Consider the following 17,108-nt stretch of genomic DNA (forward strand, 5'->3'; position numbering starts at 1 on the left):
GCTGACGGGCTGACGGGCCAACCGGCCTGCGGTCCGTCAAATGCGGGCGGGCAGGGCGGCGTCCAGCAGCACGCGGGCGGCCGCCTTGGCGTCGGCGGCGGCGCTCGGGTCGCCGTGCACGGCGGCGGTGGTCATCGCGCCCTCGGCGAGCAGCGCCAGCTGGGCGGCGGTGGCGGGCGGCGCGCCGGCGGCCTCGGCCAGGCAGGCGAGGTAGGAGTTGAACTCCTCCTTGTGCTGCCGGGCGGTCGCCGCGACCGCCGGTGAGACGGCGCCCAGCTCGCCGAAGGAGTTGACGAACGCGCAGCCCCGGAAGCCGGGTTCGGCGAACCAGCGGCCGAGCCAGTCGAAGACGGCGAGCAGCTGGTCGCGCGGCGGCGTGGCGGCGCCGGCCACGTAGGCGGCGAGGTCCGCCCGCCAGCGCCCGTCCCGGCGCCGCAGGTACGCCTCGACCAGGTCGTCCTTGGACGGGAACTGCTGGTAGAGCCGGCGCATCGTCAGGCCGGAGGCCGCCCGGACGGCGTCCATGCCGACCGCCTGGATGCCCTGCCCGTAGAACAGTTCCTCGGCCGCGTCGAGGATCAGGCCCCGCGGGTCGTGCTGGTCCATCTGCCGTGCCCTTTGCGTGAGAACGATGGTTCTCCTAGGGTAGCCGCTACAGTGAGAACGACCGTTCTCGCCGTCGGCTCCGCCGTACCCGAGGAGACCCCCGTGACCGAACAGCGCCCTCCCCTGCCCCCGTTCACCCGGGAGACCGCCCGACGGAAGGTCCGCGCCGCCGAGGACGCCTGGAACACCCGCGACCCCCACCGCGTCGCCCTCGCCTACACGCCCGACAGCCGGTGGCGCAACCGCACCGAGTTCCTCACCGGACGCGAGCAGATCGCCGAATTCCTCACCCGCAAGTGGCGCCGCGAACTCGACTACCGCCTCGTCAAGGAGCTGTGGGCGCACGACGGCGACCGCATCGCCGTCCGCTTCGCCTACGAGTGGCGCGACGACTCCGGCCAGTGGTACCGCTCCTACGGCAACGAGAACTGGGAGTTCGACCGCGTCGGCCTGATGGCACACCGCCACGCCGCCATCAACGACCTGCCGATCACCGCCGCCGAACGCCTCTTCCACTGGCCGCTCGGCCGGCGCCCCGACGACCACCCCGGCCTCACCAGCCTCGGACTCTGACGTAGCGTCAAGTTACTTTCCCAGCAGGGCAGCTGTTGTTCCACGACCGTGACACGGCTCGCACCGGCCGCTGAACTCCCCCTGGGAAGCTCCTCCTCGAACGCGAACAGCACCCGAGGGGGGACCTGGAAATGTCCGTGCGCAACAGATTCGGCACCACCGCCGCGCTCGCCGTGATGACCACCGTCGGCGCCGTGCTGCTCTCCGCCTGCGGCCCCGACAACGCCGCCTCGGACGCCGCCGCCCCCGGCAGCGCGGCGCCCGGCGCCACCGCTCCGGGCGGCTCCGCCCGCCCGAGCACCCCCACGCCGGGCACCCCCGCCCCGGGCACCAAGGAGGTCAACGGCACCAGCGCCGCCAACCACCTGACCATCAGCACCGGCACCCGGGCCGTCGCGATGAACGGCAGCACCGTCGACTTCGGCACCGTCGTCCGCGACCTCGCCTGGTCCCCCGACGGCAAGCGGGCGGCCTTCATCAACGGCAACGGCGACCTCGTCGTCACCGGCCCCGACGGCGGCGCGAAGGTCACCCTCGCCACGGCCCCCGGCGGCGAGACCTGGTCCCACCCCACCTGGCAGCACGCCGCGCAGGGCCCCGGCGACCTCCCCGAATCCGCCGAGCGCTTCGACACCATCGTCTTCGCCGCCGCCAGGGGCGGCGTCCTGCGCCTGGAGAAGATCCCCACCAAGGCCGTCGGCGGCACCCCCGAGGTGCTCACCCCGCACACCTCCCTGGACGGCAGCGCGGACAGGCCGCAGCCACCGCAGACCGGCAACACCTGGGCCGACGCCGGCGGCCGGCACGGCGAGATCGTCTACGCCAACACCCCCGCCGGCGAGGTCTACCTCTACGACGACTACATCCGCCCCGCCACCCGCGACCTGGGCCACGGCTCCCAGCCGGCCCTCTCCCCCGACGGCGAACACGTCGTCTTCGTCCGCTCCGTCGACGGGCACGACCACCTGTTCACCCGCTCCAGCCGGATCGACCAGCAGGACGAGAGGGACCTCACCCCCGCCGCCACCACCGACTACACCGAACCCGCGTGGTCCCCCGACGGCCTGACCATCGCGGCCCGCACCCCCGACGGCGTCAGCACCCTCCCCGCCGACGGCTCCGCCGCCCCGGCCCCGGTCTCCACCGTCAAGGGCCTCCCCGCCTACCGGCCGTGAGCCCCCGGAACATGGTGAGCAGCTGACGGCGGAGGGGGTGCGGCGGCCGCCGCACCCCCTCCGCCGTCGGGCACTCAGGAGATGCAGGAGATCGTCAGCCTGATGCTCGGGGGCGGGGGCGGCGAGTCGAGGTAGGGGGCGATCCAGACGATGATGCCCCTGCCGCCGTCACTGTCCCTCCACTGCCACCGCTGGTTCGCGCCGAGCCGGGTGCCGTCGCCGTTGGTGATGATCCAGTCGTTGTCCGGGTGCAGTCCCTCGGGGCAGATGGCGGTGACGCCGCTCGGGGAGCCCGTGGCGGACACGGTCTCGGGCAGGTTGTCGGCCTGGGCGGGGCCGGCGAGGGTGGCTGTCAGTGCCACCGCCGCCAGGCCCGCGCCGGCGATTCGTCCGGGGCGCATGGATGTCCTCTCGTCGGACGGCCCCCTCGGATGGGGGCCGAGCGGTCACATCCGTTGCCACGGCGCCGCATCCGCACGCCGATCGCGCCGTACTCCACTCTTCCGCGCCGGGTGAGGGCGCGCCGGAGGTCGTGGACGCGGGACAGCCGGACGGGCTGCTCGACAGTTCGAGCAGCCCGGCTCCAGAACGCCGCCGGAGAGGCCTAGCGGAACAGCCGGTCGCCGCTGTTGGCCATGCGGTGGGTGCCGCTGTGGCGGTTCACCCAGTCGCGGACGAGGTTGATGGCGTTGGCGCACTGCCAGCTGTTGTCGTACTCGCGCACGCCGGTGAAGGCGCCGTAGCCCGCGATGATGCCGTCCACACCCGCGTCGCCGAGCAGCTTGTCGACGTACCACGGGTCGTTGTAGGTGGTCGTCCAGGACAGCGTGGCCGCGAGCCGCCCGGCGGCGCGGTCCCCGGCCCCCTTCTTCAGCTCCGCACACGTGTTGTAGGTGGCCTCCGTGCAGTTGCCGAAGCCCTTGGTGATGTCGGAGTCGCCGTAGTCCATCGCCCGGTGACCGGCCGGGAATCCGGAGCCGGACCGGTTGAAGGCGCCCTGGACCTGGTCACGGGTGCCGGTGGACGTGATGCCCTCCAGCGGGCCGAGCCTGCCTTCCAGGCTCTGCCAGCCCCTGCCGCCGACGTCCGGGGTGTTGCCGCCGTGGTACTCGAAGAAGCCGTAGAGCACCTGGATCCCGGCGGCCGTCAGCCGCTGCGCCTTGTCGCGCAGTCCGGCGACGCTGCACGTGCGGTTGGGCTGCTCCCCGCAGTAGTTCGGGTCCTTGATGTCCAGCCAGACCAGCGACAGTCGGCGTCCGGCGTTGGCGTTGGAGAGGATGCGGTCGATCATGCTGTCGAAGCTGGGGCCCAGGCGGTTCTCACCGGCCGAGGAACAGTCGTGGTACGCGCGCCATTCGTTCGGGTTCCACCAGGCGCAGACGTCGATCTCGATGGCGTTGGCGCCGTGGCCGAGCGCGGCGTCCACCCCGTCCAGGGTGTCGACCCGGTGCGCGATGGCGTAGATCGCGTGCCGCGAATCGGCCGCCGCCGCAGGGGTCGTACCGAGCGCGGTGAGGCCGACGATCCCGCACAGTGCCGCCAGCAGCGCCAGCACCTTCCGCGGGCCGGTGCCGTGCCTGAGGTGAGTGGTCAAGAAACGTACTCCTCGATGTCGGTGCCCTGGAGCCGTCTCTGACGGACGGCCACCCCCGATCCAGGAACTGGTCATGTCCGCCTCAGTCTGTCACTGGTTCGTGCCCGGTACGGGGCGAACCGCGCGAATCCTCCGCTAAAGTCCGCCGCGCGAGGCCAACTCGGCCCGCAGCGCGGGCAAGTGCTCGTCGGCGGACTCGTGCGGCAGGAACTCGACCGGGTCCAGGAAGCGGAAGAGCACCCGGCTCTCGGTGACGGCGAACTCGTAGTCGCCGAACCCGACCACCGCCCCCGTGCCGCCCCGCACCGCCCCGCGGACGGCGGCCGCCGTCAGCTCGTCCACGCCGCCGGGCGCCGTCGCCCGGCGCCGGGCGTTCGGCCGGGCCAGGTACGGGCACACCATCGCCGCGTAGAGCATGCAGGCCCGGTGGCCGGGCCCCTCCGTCGTCGGCGCGAGATTGCGGTACGGCCGCCCCTCGGCGAGCGCGGCCGCGATCGCCGCGCTCTCCGCCGCTCCGACCACGCGCCACACCGGGCCCCGGGCCATGAACCCCCCGCACACCGAACAGAGGCGCTCCAGCGCGCAGTTCGCGCTGCGCTCGTGGTCGGTCAGCGCGAACTGCGGCTCGCCGCCCCGCCACGGCGTGATCGCCGGCACCGGATAGCCCCGGACGTCCCGGGGCCGCTCCCCCACCCGCTCCGGCATCGGCACGGCATCGAATCGCACGCCCCCATCCTCACCGCCCACCGCGCCGCTGTCGACCTCGGACGCGACGGCCGCCCCGCGCGACGGGCGCGGGGCGGCCGGTGGTCCGGAGACGGCTCCTGGCGGACGGTCAGGGCTGCGGGACTCAGTTCCAGATGCCGGTGATGTCAGCGGCGTTGGCCGCGTTGCCCGCGTGGGTGGTGGCGCCGGCGAGGTCCTCCAGGGTCCGCAGCACGTTGTAGTGGTTGTAGGTGGCGGAGGAGGTGCTGCCGGGGGTGACGTGGGCGCCGTAGAAGACGGTCGGGATGCGGTTGCCCGCGAGCCGGTTGTCCTCGTCGAAGGTCACCACGAGCAGGCTGTTGTGGCTCTTGGCCCAGGTGGCGTAGGCGCCGAGGTTGTTCTTGATCCAGGTGTCGCCGGTGCCGACCGAGCAGTCGTGCATGTCGCTGCAGAGGTTCGGTACGACGAAGGAGACGTTCGGCAGGGTGGTGTAGTCGGTCGGGAACTGGGCGAAGGTCCTGGCCGAGTTCAGCGGGACGTTGCCGAAGCCGAACCAGGGGTTGTGCTTCTGCGCGTACTTGCCGCTGCTGCACGTGGTGCTGCCCTGGGCGGGCAGGGTCTCGTTGTAGCTGGCCCAGGTCCTGCCGGCGGCGGTGACCTCGGAGGCCAGGTTGGGGCCCTGGAGGGCGCCGACGGAGACGCAGCTGTCGTCGGTGACGCCCTGGGTGGAGCCGGAGAACAGGGCGTAGTAGTTCGGCTGGCTGGGGTGGGTGATGCCGAACGACTGGGTGAGGTTGGCGCCGCCGGTGGCCAGGGAGTTGAGGTAGGGGGCGCTGCTGCTGCCGACGACCTGGTTGTAGGCGTGGTTCTCCATCACCACGACGACGATGTGGTCGGGCGCGGGCAGGGCGGCGGCCTGCGCGGTGGAGGCGGTGGCGGCCCAGAGGCCGGCGGAGGCCGCGACCAGCGCGGCCACCGAGCCGAGGGCGGTGGCGGTGCGGCGGGAGCCGGGCTTGGTGGACGAAGTCATGACAATTCCTTGGGTAGGGTGCGGCCCGGGCGCGGACGTCGATCGGGCCGGCGACGAACCGGTCTAGTAGGGCGTGCCGTTGGCGAAGTCGCGGGCGGCGGTGGACTCGACGGCGGTCAGCACGCCGGAGTCGGTGGTGATCAGGCCCAGTTCGCGGTTGTTGTTCAGCGAGTTGTCGGAGAAGTTCTCCGAACCGGCGAACACCTTGGCCGAGGGCGTGCCGTAGTCGGCGACGATCGCCTTGGCGTGGATGTACAGGCCCGTGGTCGAGGAGTAGGTGACCACCTGGCCGCCGGCCGTGACCACCTGGTCGAAGTAGCTGCTGTAGGACGACGGGTTCATGCCCACCACCCGCACGGTGACGCCCCGGCCGGCGGCCGCGGCGACCGCGTCCACCAGGGCCTGGTCGCCGAACTCCAGCTGCTCCAGGTCCAGCGTGTGCTGCGCGCCGTTGATCAGGTCCAGCAGGCGGGCCTGCGAGTCGGTGGGCGACCAGACCAGGTTGTCGCCGTCGGAGGGGGTGATCGAGGTCTGGGCGTAGTCGGCGGCGAAGACCTGCTCGATCGCGGCGACGTCGTTGGCGTCGGTGTCGACGACCCCGTAGTCGCGGCTGCTGGAGTAGTAGGTGGAGTCCAGGTTCCCGGTCAGGATCAAGGGACTTGGCGCCGTCCACGGTGACGGTCTTCTGGTGGGTGTAGACGAACGCGGAGGAGGAGTACGTCACCCCGACGCCGGCGGCCCGCAGGGCCGAGTAGGCGGCGCCGTTGACCGAGCTGTGCTTCCCGTCGAGGATCACCCGGACGGTCAGGCCGGCCCGCTTGCGGCCGATCAGGGCGTTGACGGCGGTGGTGTCGCGCAGCTCGTACATCGTCACGTCCACCGAGCGGGTGGCCGAGTTGATGAGGTCGTAGACGACGCCGTGGTCCTGGTCCGGGAACACGATCGGCGTGTACGTGGCGGCGGTGGCGGCCCGGGCGGTGCCGGACAGCGGTATCAGACCGGCGGCGGCGAGCAGCAGCGCGCCGACCCGGCGCGCGGAGGTGGCCAGGGGCATGCGGAACTCCACGATCGATGAGGGGGAAGGCCTGGGCGAAGGTGCGGGAGCACGCGCGAGGCGCCCGAACAGCATCGGGTGGATCGGTCGACGCGGGTAGACGACAGCAGGTAAAACCTTGACCCCGGGTCGGGAAACGGATGGTGCACCCGATCGGGTTCACTTTGCCAGCCGCGGGCCCCTCCGGTGATAGTGGATCTTCGAGGACGTGGCCGACGCCGCGTCAGCCGAGTGAGAGAACAGAGGATCATGGCGAAGATCAGCCTTCTGCGTCCGCTCGCGGTGGCGGCCGCGGGTGTCGTCCTGCTGGCGACCGGGGCCGCGCAGGCCGTGGCCGCCGACCAGGGCACCACCGGCGCGCCCACCCCGGACACGGCCGCGGTGCGCGCCGCCCTCCAGGCCACCACCGACGCGGGCGCCCCGGGCGCCTTCGCGGTGATCCGCGACCACGGCGACGCCGAGACCACCCGCTCGCTGGCCGTCGGCAAGGCCGATCTGGACGGCACCCCGATGAACTCCTCGTGGAGGTTCCGGGTCGGCAGCAACAGCAAGATGTTCAACGCCGTTCTCGTGATGCAGCTGGCGGAGCAGGGCCTGATCGACCTCGACAAGCCGCTGCGCGACTACCTGCCGGCCGGCACCCTGCCGGACACCTGGACCATGACGGGCCGCCAGGTCATGGAGCACCGCGCCGGGATCTACGACCACACCAACGACCTGCTGGAGCAGGCCGGCGAGGAGACCACCAGCGCCTTCGAGGCGCGCATCCGCACCAACGTGTACGCGCCGCGCGACCTGGTGGCGATGTCCGTCAAGCACGGCCAGCAGTACACGCCCGGGAGCCGGTACTCCTACTCCAACACCGACTTCGTCCTGATGGGCCTCGCGGTCGAGCACCTCACCGGCCGCCCCTACGAGGACGTCCTGCGCGAGCGGATCATCGAGCCGCTGGGCCTGAGCAAGACCTCCTTCGTCGTGCCCGACCAGACGATCCAGGGCGCCCACGTCACCGGCTACCTCACCAACGACGACCGCACCAAGCCGCTGCTGGACTCCACCGAGCAGACCGGCTCCTGGGTGTGGACGGCCGGCGCGGTCATCTCCGACGCCGCCGACCTCGACCACTTCCTCACCGCGCTGATGGCGGGCAGCTCCGGCGGGCTGGTCTCGGACGACTCGCTGAAGCAGATGACGGCCGCCCTGGCCACCCCCACCGCCAAGATCAGCTACGGCCTCGGGCTGCGCCGCATCTCGCTGTCCTGCGGTGACGTGTACGGCCACGGCGGCATCGTCCAGGGCTTCCAGACCCAGTCGTTCGCCACCCCGGACGGCAAGCGCTCCGTCGTCGTGTTCGCCAACGCCTCCAACAACGGCTCCGTGACCCAGGGCCTGATGAACGCGCTGGAGCCGGCCTTCTGCGGCAAGAAGCCGGCCGTCGCGCCGCGGAACTCGTTCGCCCCGAGCGCCTTCGCCGAGAACCACACGCTGCCGGTGGTCGAGGACACCCGGATCTGACCATCCCGCACAGTCCGCCGCTCACGCGCCCGCACGGCCCACCCGCCGTGCGGGCGTGCGCGTTTCGGGCCCCAGGCCCCGGGCCCTCCCGACGCGGGCTTCACCCCGCCCGCCGGGCTCCCCGCCTCACCCCGTCCGGCGCCGCCCCTGCCGGGGGCCGTCCGCGCTGAGGTCGGTGAGCGCCTCGGTGAGGAGTTCGCGGGCCTCCTCGGCGCGGCCCTGCTCGATCAGGGCGGTGCCGAGCTCGGTGAGGGTCTTGGTCATGCTGTCCGGCCGGCCGATCTCCTCGTAGTGGGTCAGGGCCTGCCGGAAGGCCTTCTCGGCGGCCGGCCAGCGCCCCAACGCGGCGCGGTCCAGGCCGAGTTCGTGTGCCGTCATGGCCGCCGCCAGGTGCATCAGCGGAGAGGACCAGCGCTCCACCAGCTCCAGCGCTCCGGCCAGCGCGCGCCGGCGGGACTCCACCGCCTCCTCGGCCCGGCCCGAGTCGCGCAGGCAGTTGGCCGCGCCGCGCAGCGTGACCAGCCGGCCGATCCAGCCGGCGCGGCTGTTGACGGCGGCGAAGGCGTCCGCGGCCCGGTGGTAGGCGTCGATGGCCTCCAGGTGCCGGTGCAGGTGCCGGAGGCCCGCCGCGAGGTAGGTCAGCGCCCAGCCCTCCTGCTCGCGGGCGCCGATCCGGCGGGCCAGTTCCAGCCCCTCGTTGGCCAGCTCGATGCCGCGCTGGTAGCGGTGCAGGCAGGTGACGTACGTCCACGCCAGGTAGTTGACGTGGACGGCCTCGGCCAGCTGGTCGCCGCAGGCGCGGGCCGCGTCGACCGACAGCTGGAAGACCTCGGCCCAGATGTCCCAGCTCAGCAGCCGGTCGGAGAACCAGTGCATGGCCTCGGCGGTGTCGATCACCTCCCGGTGCCGGCCGGCGGCGAAGGCCTGGTGGAGGGCGGCCAGCCACTCCGGGTGCTCCTCCTCCAGCCAGCGCGCCGCCTCGGTGAGCGGCACCGGGGGGCCGGTGCGGTCCGCGTCGGCGTCGGGATCGGTGTCGGGGTCCGCCGTCGTGTGGTCCGGGTCGAACCGGAGACCGTACTCGGCGGCCCGGTTCAGCAGCCAGTCGCCGGCCCTGGCCCGGGCCTGCGCCACCGCCTCGGGGCCCTCGTCGGCGCCGAGCCGCTCGCCCGCGTAGAGCCGGACCAGGTCGTGCAGCCGGTAGCGCTCCGGGGTGGCGAGCTGCACCAGCCCGGCGTCGATCAGCTGTTCCAGGACGAGTTCGGTCCGGCCGACCGGCAGGCCCGCGTAGGCGGCGGCGACGGCGGCGGTGAAGTCGTGCCCGGCGGTCAGTGCGGAGCGGCGCAGCACCAGCTGGGATTGGGCCGGCAGCCGCCGGTAGGACAGCGCGAAGGCCGGGCGGACGGCCAGGTCCCCGGTCTCCAGCAGGTCCAACCGGTTCTCCTCAGCGGCCAGTTGGCGCACCAGATGGCTGACCGGCTGCTGCGGGCGGGCCACCAGCCGCTGCCCGGCGATGCGCAGCGCGAGCGGCAGGTAACCGCAGAGCCGGGCCAGTTCGGCGGTGGCGTCGGGCGCCGCGTCGATCCGCTCGCGGCCGGCGATCCGGGCCAGCAGGTCGGCGGCCTCGCCCGGGGCCAGGGCCTCCAGCCGCAGGCGGAGCACCGACTCCAGTCCGGGCAGGGCGTTGCGGCTGGTCACCAGGGTCACGGCGGGCCCGGAGCCGGGCAGCAGCGGGCGCACCTGGCTCTCGTCGGCGGCGTTGTCCAGGATCAGGACGAGCCGGCGCTCGCGCACCAGGGCCCGGTAGAGGCCGGCCCGCTCCTCCGTCCCGGCGGGCACCGCGTTGTCGGCCACGCCCAGGGCGCGCAGCACCTGGCCGAGCGCGTCGCGGGCGGAGAGCGGGGTGGCGGCCATGCCGCCGAGGTCGAGCGAGAGCTGCCCGTCGGGGAAGAAGGGGGCCAGGGTGTGGGCGGCGTGCAGGGCGAAGGCGGTCTTGCCCAGGCCGGGCTGACCGCTGATCAGCACCACCCGGGGGTGGGCGGGCCGGTCGTCCTCGGCCAGCTCGGCCAGCAGGGCGAGGGCGTCCTCGCGGGCGGTGAAGTCGGCGATGTCGCGGGGCAGTGCGAGGGCGCCCGGCACGAGCGGGGCGGGGGGCGCGGTGTCCCCGGTCTCGGCGTCCCCGGTCTCGGCCGGTCCGGCCGGTCCGACGGGGGCCGGGACGGGAGCGAGGGCCGGGGCGGGGGCGGCCGGCCCGCGGGTGGGGGCGGCGGCCGACACCGGCCTGGTCCCCCGGGGGCGGCCGCACTGGGCGGCACGGTCCAGCGCGGCGGCTTGCGGGGCGTCCAGGCTCAGCGTCTCGGCCAGGGCCCGGACGGTGCGACGCTGCGGCCCGCGGGTGCGACCGCGCTCCATGTCACCGACGGCGCGCAGGCTGACGCCGGCCGCCGCGGCGAGCTCCTCCTGGGTCAGGCCCGCCGCCACCCGGTGCCCGGCCAGCAGGCGGCCGAAGTCGCCGGCCCCCTCGGAGTCCGTGCCCGTTCCCGTGCCGCTCACAGCCGTCATGTCCCGCCCCTGCTAGCGCCGTTACTTCTGCCAGGCGTTGTGCCTGATCGACCGTCCCAGGCAGAAGTATGCCCGGGCAGAAGTATGCCTCGTGCCCAGTGCTTTCCCAGCATCGAGCGCCCAGCTCAGGCGCCGGGCACCCCGGTGCGGGCCGCCGTGTCCCGCCTGCCGGCGGGACGGCCGCGCGTGCTGGTTCTGCCCATAGTTCCGCCTGTGGTTCTGCCGATCGGACGGGACGAGCAGGGCGAGCGGGCGGGCAGAGCTGCTGTTGCGGCGGCTGCGGGGCGGCGCACCGTCAGCGCTCCCCCGCCGCCAGGGCCCGGGCCGCCTGCCGCCTGGCGACGGCGCCCTCGGTGGTGCGGCCCAGTTCGCACAGCAGGTCGGCCAGCAGGCCGTGGGTGCGGGACTCCAGCCCGGTGTCGCCGACCGTGCGGCCCAGGGCGACGGCGAGCCGGGCCGTGGACAGGGCGGCGTCGCGGCGGCCGAGCGCGTGCAGGGCGCGGGCCCGGCTCTGGGTGGCGAGGACGGCCTCGGCGCCGGAGCGGGTGGTGGCGACCCGGACGGCCTCGTCGGCGTGGACCAGGGCCGGGCCCGGGGAGCCGGCCAGGACCAGCGCGTCGGCGAGGTCGGTGAGCGCGCGGACGAGCAGGCCGCCGACGGCCGGGGTGCGGGCGGCGCTCACCAGGTCGGTCATCAGCGGCAGGGCCTGGTCGTAGCGGCCGGCCCGCAGCAGCGCACCGGCCACCCGGGCGCGGCACTGGTGGCGCAGCAGTTGGTCGCCGGCCCGGTCGGCGGCGGCCACGGCCCGTTCCAGCTGCTGGACGGCGGTGCGATGGGCGGCGCGGTCGACGTGCAGGACGGCGAGGTCGGTGGCCAGCCGGGCGACGGCCGCCTGGTCCGCGCAGCCGTGGGCGGCGCGCAGGCCGGCCTCGGTGACGGCGCGCCAGTGCGTCCGGTCGTGGCCGGTGGTCTCGTACAGCAGGCCGATCCGGTGGGCGAGTTGCCAGGATTCGGCGGTCCGGCCGAACTGCTCGGCGCAGACCACCACCGCGCGCAGGGCGCTCTCCTCGCGGCGGAACCAGGCGGCCGCCTCCGCCGGGGCCGCGCCGGCGCCCTCGGGCGTCCAGGCGGCGGTGGTGCAGCCGCCGGTGGTCCAGGCCGCGGTGACCGCGAGGTAGTGGGCGATCAGCCGGTCGAGGGCGACGAACCGGTCGTCGCAGGTGAGTTCGGCGGCCTGCCCGGCCGCGTAGCGCCGGACCAGCTCGCGCCGGGCGTAGCGGCCGGGCGTGGCCTCCTCCAGCAGGTGGACGGCGTCGAGGCGGGTCAGCAGGGTGCGGGTGGTAGCGAGCGGCAGGTCGGCGAGCGCGGCGGCGGTGGCGGTGTCGATCACCGCGCCGGGGTGCAGGCCGAGCAGGGTGAACAGCCGGGCGGGGGCGGGCGGCAGGGTCCGGTAGGTGTGGTCCAGGGCGGTGGTGACGCCGATCGGGCCGCGGTCGGTGCCGGCCAGGGTGGCGAGGCCGGTCTGCTCGTCGGCGAGTTCCGCGGCCAGGTCGCCCAGGGTCCAGCCGGGGCGGGCGGCCAGCCGGGCGGCGGCCAGCCGCAGGGCGAGCGGCAGGTGGTCGCAGGCCGCGGCGAGGTCGGCGGCCGCCTGCGGTTCGGCGGCGACCCGGGCCGGGCCGAGGGTCCGGGCGAGCAGTTCGGCCGCGTCCTCGGCGCCGAGCACGCCCAGCGGGAGCGGGATGCCGCCGTCGCGGACCAGCAGGTCGCGCAGCCGGCTGCGGCTGGTGACGACGACGACGGGGGTGCCGCGGGTGCCGGCGTTCCCGTCCCCGTTCCCGTCCTCGTTCCCGTCCCCGTCCCCGTTCGTGGCCCCGTCCGGGCCGTCCCCCGGCGGGGGCGGGTCGGGCAGCAGCGGGGCGAGCTGCTCGTACGAGCGCGCGTCGTCCAGCACGATCAGCAGCCGGCGGCCGGCCAGCAGTTCCCGGTAGCGCTGCTCCCGCTCCTCGGGCGAGGCGGGCAGGGCGCCCGCCGGCTCGCCGAGGGCGAGCAGGAACCCGGCCAGCACGTCGGCGGGTTCGCGGGGCCCGGCCGGGTCGAAGCCGCCCAGCTCGGCGTGCAGGACCCCGTCGGGGAAGTGCCCGGTGGACCGCTGCACCCAGTGCTGGACCAGGCTGGTCTTGCCGACCCCGGCCGGTCCGGTGACCAGGATCGGATGGCCGGACCGGACGGCGGCGGCCAGGGCCTCGTCGAGCCGGGCGAATTCGGCCGACCGGCCAGTGAACCTGCGGTCCGGCGCACCCCGCCGCGGAAGCCGGGCGGGTCTGGGCGGCGCCTCCCGCTCGGGGCCGTCCGCCGACCGTTCACCGGCGTGGCGCAGCTCCGGACCGGGCGGGCCGGAGAGCCGGGCCACCGCCCGGTCGTACCAGGCCGCCGCCTCGTCCCGGCGGCCGGCCTGGTCGAGGCAGCGGACCAGCCGGGCGACCAGCGTCTGCCGGGTCGGGTGGGCGGCCGCCGCCTCGGCCAGCTCGGCGGCCAGCTCGCCGCCGCGGCCGGCCCCGAGCAGGCCCTCGGCGAGCCGGTCCAGGGCGCGCAGCCGCAGGTCGGTGACGTGCGGCAGGGTGCGCTCGCGCAGCAGGACGGAGCCGCAGTCGACGAGGGCCGGGCCGCGGAACAGGTCCAGGGCCGCGCGCAGCAGGGGCACGGCCGGATCGTGCGGCTCGGGCTCGGTGCTCGCGGCGGGCGCGGCCGGGGCGGGCCGCAGCACGCCCGCCCGGTCGCAGAGCCCGCGGAAGTGCAGCAGGTCCACCCGGTCGGGGTCGCCGGCCAGCAGGTAGCCGGCGCCGCGGGTGCCCAGGGTGAGCCCGGGGCCGTCGAGCAGCTGGCGCAGGGCCGCGACGTGCCCCTGGAGCGCGGCGCGGGCGGTGGGGGGCGCGTCGCCGTCCCAGACCAGCTCGATCAGCTCGTCGGTGCCGACGGTCTGGTTGAGCCGGATGGCGAGGGTGCTCAGCAGCGCGCGGCGTTTGGGGGCCGAGGGTGTGACCGTCGTCCCGTCGTCCCGCCGTACGGCGACCGGCCCGAGCAGATCGATGTGCATGCGGCCCTCTCCTCCCCTGTCGCCGATCGGATCCGCCGCCGACGACAACCTCCGGCGTCTTCCCGGCGTTGTCAGAGGATAGGCCTGGTCCGGTCGCGTGCACGCGGCCGGATGGGGTCTGCCCGGATCCGGTGGATCTTGTCGGGTCGGGCCCGGACCCGGCAAGATCCGCAGGGCCCGGCATCGACGTCCGTTCCGCCGGGCACCGCGACCCGGCGGCGCCCGGGGAGTGGGCGATCTGGCGCGAACAGGACACTTCAGGGCACTACACTGCTCCACCCCGGGGAACGCCCCGGACGTCAATGGGGCGGGGGGACGCCCTGCCCGTCGTGGGGTGAAGTGGGGGTACTGGTGCGGATTCGGCTGCTCGGCCCGGTGGAGCTGCGGGCCGGGGCGGACGGCTTCGCCTCGCTGCCGGGGGCGCAGCGCAGGGCGATCCTGGCGCTGCTCGCGTTGCGGCTGGGCCGGGTGGTCGGGGTGGACGGCTTCTGCGAGCTGCTGTGGGGCGAGCGGCCGCCGGCCAGTGCCCGGGCCGCCTTGCAGGGGCACGTGGCGGCGCTGCGCAAGGCGATCGCCGACACCCCGTTCGTGCTGCACACCCGCTCGTCCGGCTACCTGCTGGCCGGTCCGGCCGAGGAGGTGGACGCGCTGCGCTTCGAGGCGCTGACCGACCAGGCCGCCGAACAGGCCGGACTCGGCTGCGGCACGGCGGACGCGCAGGCGATCGCGCTGCTGGAGCAGGCGTTGCGGCTGTGGCGCGGCGAGGCCCTGGCCGACCTGCCCGACACCACCGTGCGCGCGGCCGTGGTCGACCAGCTGGAGCAGGCCCGCACCGCCGCCGTGCTCAGCTGGGCCGGGCTGCGGCTGCGCCAGGGCAGCGGGGTGGCGGCGGTGCCGGCCCTGGAGCAGCACGTGCGGACCGACGGGCTGCGCGAGGAGCTGGTGGCACTGCTGATGCGCTGCCTGCACCAGGCCGGACGGCCGGCGGACGCGCTCTCCGCCTACCACCAGGCCCGGGTGCGGCTGGACCGCGAGCTGGGGATCCGGCCCGGCCCGGCGCTCCAGGCGGCGCTCGCCGAGGTGCTGTCCGGGGGCCGGGCCGAGCAGCCGGCCCCGGCCCGCTCGGCGGCCCCTCCGGCCGCGCCGCGGGTGCCCCGCCAACTCCCGCGCCGCCCGGTCGACTTCGTCGGCCGGGACAACGAAGGCGGCTGGCTGGACGGCGAGTGCGGCCCGGACCGCGCCGGTGAAGGCCTGGCCGTGGTGGTCGGACCGGCCGGGGCCGGCAAGAGCGCGCTGGTCACCGCCTGGGCGCACCGCCGCGCCCCGCACTTCCCGGACGGTCAGCTGTTCGCCGACCTGCGGGGCCTCGACCCGGCCGGCCCGGCCGACCCGGAGGCCGCCCTCGGCGGCTTCCTGCGGGCCCTCGGGGTCTCCGAGGGCGCCGTCCCCGAGGACCGGGACGACCGGGCCGCGCTCTACCGCGACCGGACCAGGGGGCGGCGCCTGCTGGTGGTCCTGGACGACGCCGCCGATGCCGACCAGGTCGCCGACCTGCTGCCGCAGGGGCCCGGCTGCGCCGCCGTGGTGACCAGCCGCGGCTCGCTGGAGGGGCTGGTGGCCGCCGACGGTGCGGCCCTGCTGCGGCTGCCCCCGCTGCCCCAGGACGACTCCCTGCGGCTGCTGGAACGCGCGCTCGGCCCCGACCGGCTGCGGGCCGAACCGGCCGCCGCCGCCGAACTGGCCGGGCTCTGCGACCACCTGCCGCTGGCGCTGCGGATCGCCGCGGCCCGGCTGGCCACCCGCCCGGACTGGACGATCGCCGAACTCGTCGCCGAACTCGCCGACGAGCGGACCAGACTGCCCGTCCTGGACGCCGACGGCGCGACCGGCGTCACCACCGAGCTCCTCCTGACGTACCGCCGCCTCTCCCCCGGCGCCGCCGAACTGCTCACCCTGCTGGCCGCCCACCCGGGCCGGGAGGTGGACACCCTGACCAGCGCTGCCGTGCTCGGCACCGATCCGGTCACCGCCCGCCAGTCGCTCGGCGAACTCGCCGCCCACCACCTGCTCACCGGTGCGGCGCCCGGGCGCTACGGCCGCGCCGAGCTGGTCCGGCTGTTCAGCGCCGGGCTGCTCGCCGAGCAGCCCGAGCCGCGCCGGCGCCTCGCCCGGGAGCGGCTGCTGGACTACTACCAGGCGGCGCTGCGGCAGGGCGGCGAGTTCATCGAGCCGGGCCAGGACGGTTTCGACGCGCTCGTCCACCCGCCGCGGGCCCTGCCGCCGGCCGACGGCATCCGCGCCGCACTGGACTGGTTCCAGGCCGAGGAGCCCGCGATCCGCGCGCTGATCACCGGCACCGCCGACGACCCGGACCGGGTCTGGCGGCTGGCCCAGGCCGCCGGCCCGCTGTACTACGGCTCCAGCCGGTTCACCGACTGGCTGGGCTGCCTGCACGCGGGCGTCCGGGCGGCCGAGCGGTGCGACGACGACCTGGCCGCCGCCCAGTTGCACGGCGCCCGGGCGAACGCGCTGCTCGGGCTGGAACGCCGCCAGGAGGCGGCCGAGGCCGCGCGCCGGGCGGTGGCCGCCGGCGAGGCCGCGACCGGGCCCGCGGGCCGCGCCGCGTACGCCCGCGCGCTCGCCACCCAGTCGCTGATCACCGCGATCCTGGGCAGCGCGACCGAGGCCGCCCGGCTGGCGTCCGGCTCGGCCGCGCTGGCCGTGGAGTCCGGCGACCCCAGGCCGCTGGCCGTCGCCCTGGTCCACCACAGCTGGGTGAGCATGCTGGCCGGGGACCGGCAGGGCGCGCTGCGGCAGGCCCGGGAGGCCAGGGAGCTGCTGCCCGCCCGCCCGGTCACCTCGATCCACCTGTGGTCGATGCTGACCGAGGCGCACACCCTGCCCCCGCACGGGCGCAGCGAGACCGTCGACCTGGCCTGGCACCGGCTGCTGGCCGGCTGCGAGGAGGCGGGCCTGCTCTACCTCCAGGCCATCGCCGAACAGTCGCACGCCTCCTACCTGCTGAGCCGGGGCCGTGAACTGGAGGCCCTGGACCGGCTGCGCTCGGCGCTCGACCGCTTCCGCTGCCACGATCGACTGGCCGGGGTGCAGAGCGAGTTCACCACCAGCCTGGAGGAGTCGCTGAACTCGCGCGCGCCGCACCGGCACTGACCGGCTCCCCGTGGCGGCCACCCGATCGCCGG

At 75.2% G+C, this 17,108-nt stretch carries 12 protein-coding genes and 1 pseudogene; 4 read left to right on the plus strand and 9 right to left on the minus strand.

Features of this window, described 5'->3' with window-relative positions; translation table 11 throughout:
- Nucleotides 1-36 precede the first annotated feature (36 nt).
- Nucleotides 37-606: a TetR/AcrR family transcriptional regulator gene (locus tag ACFVTF_RS36760; RefSeq protein ID WP_387818437.1), complete on the minus strand. Its 570-nt coding sequence runs from the start codon at nucleotides 604-606 to the stop codon at nucleotides 37-39.
- Between the two features lie 102 nt (nucleotides 607-708).
- Between ACFVTF_RS36760 and ACFVTF_RS36765 the strand changes: the two genes are divergently transcribed.
- Both ACFVTF_RS36765 and ACFVTF_RS36770 read left to right on the plus strand, forming a co-directional pair.
- Nucleotides 709-1,179 carry a DUF1348 family protein gene (locus ACFVTF_RS36765; RefSeq protein ID WP_387818439.1) on the plus strand — a complete coding sequence of 157 codons (471 nt, stop codon included), beginning with the start codon at nucleotides 709-711 and terminating at the stop codon, nucleotides 1,177-1,179.
- Between the two features lie 131 nt (nucleotides 1,180-1,310).
- Nucleotides 1,311-2,354, plus strand: a complete 1,044-nt coding sequence (locus ACFVTF_RS36770; protein ID WP_387818441.1) for a hypothetical protein — start codon at nucleotides 1,311-1,313, stop codon at nucleotides 2,352-2,354.
- 74 nt (nucleotides 2,355-2,428) lie between these two features.
- Here ACFVTF_RS36770 and ACFVTF_RS36775 read toward each other — a convergent pair whose 3' ends face one another.
- The 6 genes and pseudogenes from ACFVTF_RS36775 to ACFVTF_RS36800 form a co-directional block, all read right to left on the minus strand.
- Nucleotides 2,429-2,755, minus strand: a complete 327-nt coding sequence (locus ACFVTF_RS36775) for a hypothetical protein (RefSeq protein ID WP_387818443.1) — start codon at nucleotides 2,753-2,755, stop codon at nucleotides 2,429-2,431.
- A gap of 203 nt (nucleotides 2,756-2,958) precedes the next feature.
- Entirely contained in the window at nucleotides 2,959-3,948 is a 990-nt protein-coding gene (locus tag ACFVTF_RS36780; protein ID WP_387818445.1) for a phospholipase, read from the minus strand.
- Between the two features lie 135 nt (nucleotides 3,949-4,083).
- Entirely contained in the window at nucleotides 4,084-4,674 is a 591-nt protein-coding gene (locus tag ACFVTF_RS36785; protein ID WP_387818447.1) for a hypothetical protein, read from the minus strand.
- 124 nt (nucleotides 4,675-4,798) lie between these two features.
- A complete protein-coding gene (locus ACFVTF_RS36790) occupies nucleotides 4,799-5,683 on the minus strand; it encodes an alkaline phosphatase family protein (protein ID WP_371522008.1) in 885 nt (294 codons plus the stop codon).
- Between the two features lie 63 nt (nucleotides 5,684-5,746).
- A complete protein-coding gene (locus tag ACFVTF_RS36795) occupies nucleotides 5,747-6,337 on the minus strand; it encodes a phospholipase D-like domain-containing protein (protein ID WP_387818449.1) in 591 nt (196 codons plus the stop codon).
- A 67-nt stretch (nucleotides 6,338-6,404) separates the two neighbouring features.
- Nucleotides 6,405-6,812, minus strand: a pseudogene (locus tag ACFVTF_RS36800) (phospholipase D-like domain-containing protein); the annotation flags it as partial.
- 174 nt (nucleotides 6,813-6,986) lie between these two features.
- Here ACFVTF_RS36800 and ACFVTF_RS36805 point away from each other — a divergent pair.
- Nucleotides 6,987-8,252 carry a serine hydrolase domain-containing protein gene (locus ACFVTF_RS36805; RefSeq protein ID WP_387818450.1) on the plus strand — a complete coding sequence of 422 codons (1,266 nt, stop codon included), beginning with the start codon at nucleotides 6,987-6,989 and terminating at the stop codon, nucleotides 8,250-8,252.
- Nucleotides 8,253-8,378: 126 nt separating this feature from the next.
- On the opposite strand, the gene ACFVTF_RS36810 is transcribed toward ACFVTF_RS36805, so the two are convergent.
- Both ACFVTF_RS36810 and ACFVTF_RS36815 read right to left on the minus strand, forming a co-directional pair.
- Nucleotides 8,379-10,811: an ATP-binding protein gene (locus ACFVTF_RS36810; RefSeq protein WP_387818452.1), complete on the minus strand. Its 2,433-nt coding sequence runs from the start codon at nucleotides 10,809-10,811 to the stop codon at nucleotides 8,379-8,381.
- 295 nt (nucleotides 10,812-11,106) lie between these two features.
- On the minus strand, nucleotides 11,107-13,905 hold the full coding sequence (locus ACFVTF_RS36815) for a BTAD domain-containing putative transcriptional regulator (RefSeq protein ID WP_387818454.1): 2,799 nt from the start codon (nucleotides 13,903-13,905) through the stop codon (nucleotides 11,107-11,109).
- A gap of 351 nt (nucleotides 13,906-14,256) precedes the next feature.
- Between ACFVTF_RS36815 and ACFVTF_RS36820 the strand changes: the two genes are divergently transcribed.
- The gene (locus ACFVTF_RS36820) at nucleotides 14,257-17,076 is read left to right on the plus strand and encodes a BTAD domain-containing putative transcriptional regulator (protein WP_387818456.1); all 2,820 of its coding nucleotides are present in this window, start codon (nucleotides 14,257-14,259) and stop codon (nucleotides 17,074-17,076) included.
- Nucleotides 17,077-17,108: the final 32 nt, after the last annotated feature.

The organism is Kitasatospora sp. NPDC057940 (assembly GCF_042887425.1).
GTDB lineage: Bacteria > Actinomycetota > Actinomycetes > Streptomycetales > Streptomycetaceae > Kitasatospora.

Excerpts from the sequence above, each read along its gene's own strand:
- ACFVTF_RS36805 (WP_387818450.1), top strand. The coding sequence starts at position 6,987 with ATGGCGAAGATCAGCCTTCTGCGTCCGCTCGCGGTGGCGGCCGCGGGT.
- ACFVTF_RS36760 (WP_387818437.1), bottom strand. The coding sequence starts at position 606 with ATGGACCAGCACGACCCGCGGGGCCTGATCCTCGACGCGGCCGAGGAA.
- ACFVTF_RS36770 (WP_387818441.1), top strand. The coding sequence starts at position 1,311 with ATGTCCGTGCGCAACAGATTCGGCACCACCGCCGCGCTCGCCGTGATG.
- ACFVTF_RS36790 (WP_371522008.1), bottom strand. The coding sequence starts at position 5,683 with ATGACTTCGTCCACCAAGCCCGGCTCCCGCCGCACCGCCACCGCCCTC.
- ACFVTF_RS36815 (WP_387818454.1), bottom strand. The coding sequence starts at position 13,905 with ATGCACATCGATCTGCTCGGGCCGGTCGCCGTACGGCGGGACGACGGG.
- ACFVTF_RS36810 (WP_387818452.1), bottom strand. The coding sequence starts at position 10,811 with ATGACGGCTGTGAGCGGCACGGGAACGGGCACGGACTCCGAGGGGGCC.
- ACFVTF_RS36775 (WP_387818443.1), bottom strand. The coding sequence starts at position 2,755 with ATGCGCCCCGGACGAATCGCCGGCGCGGGCCTGGCGGCGGTGGCACTG.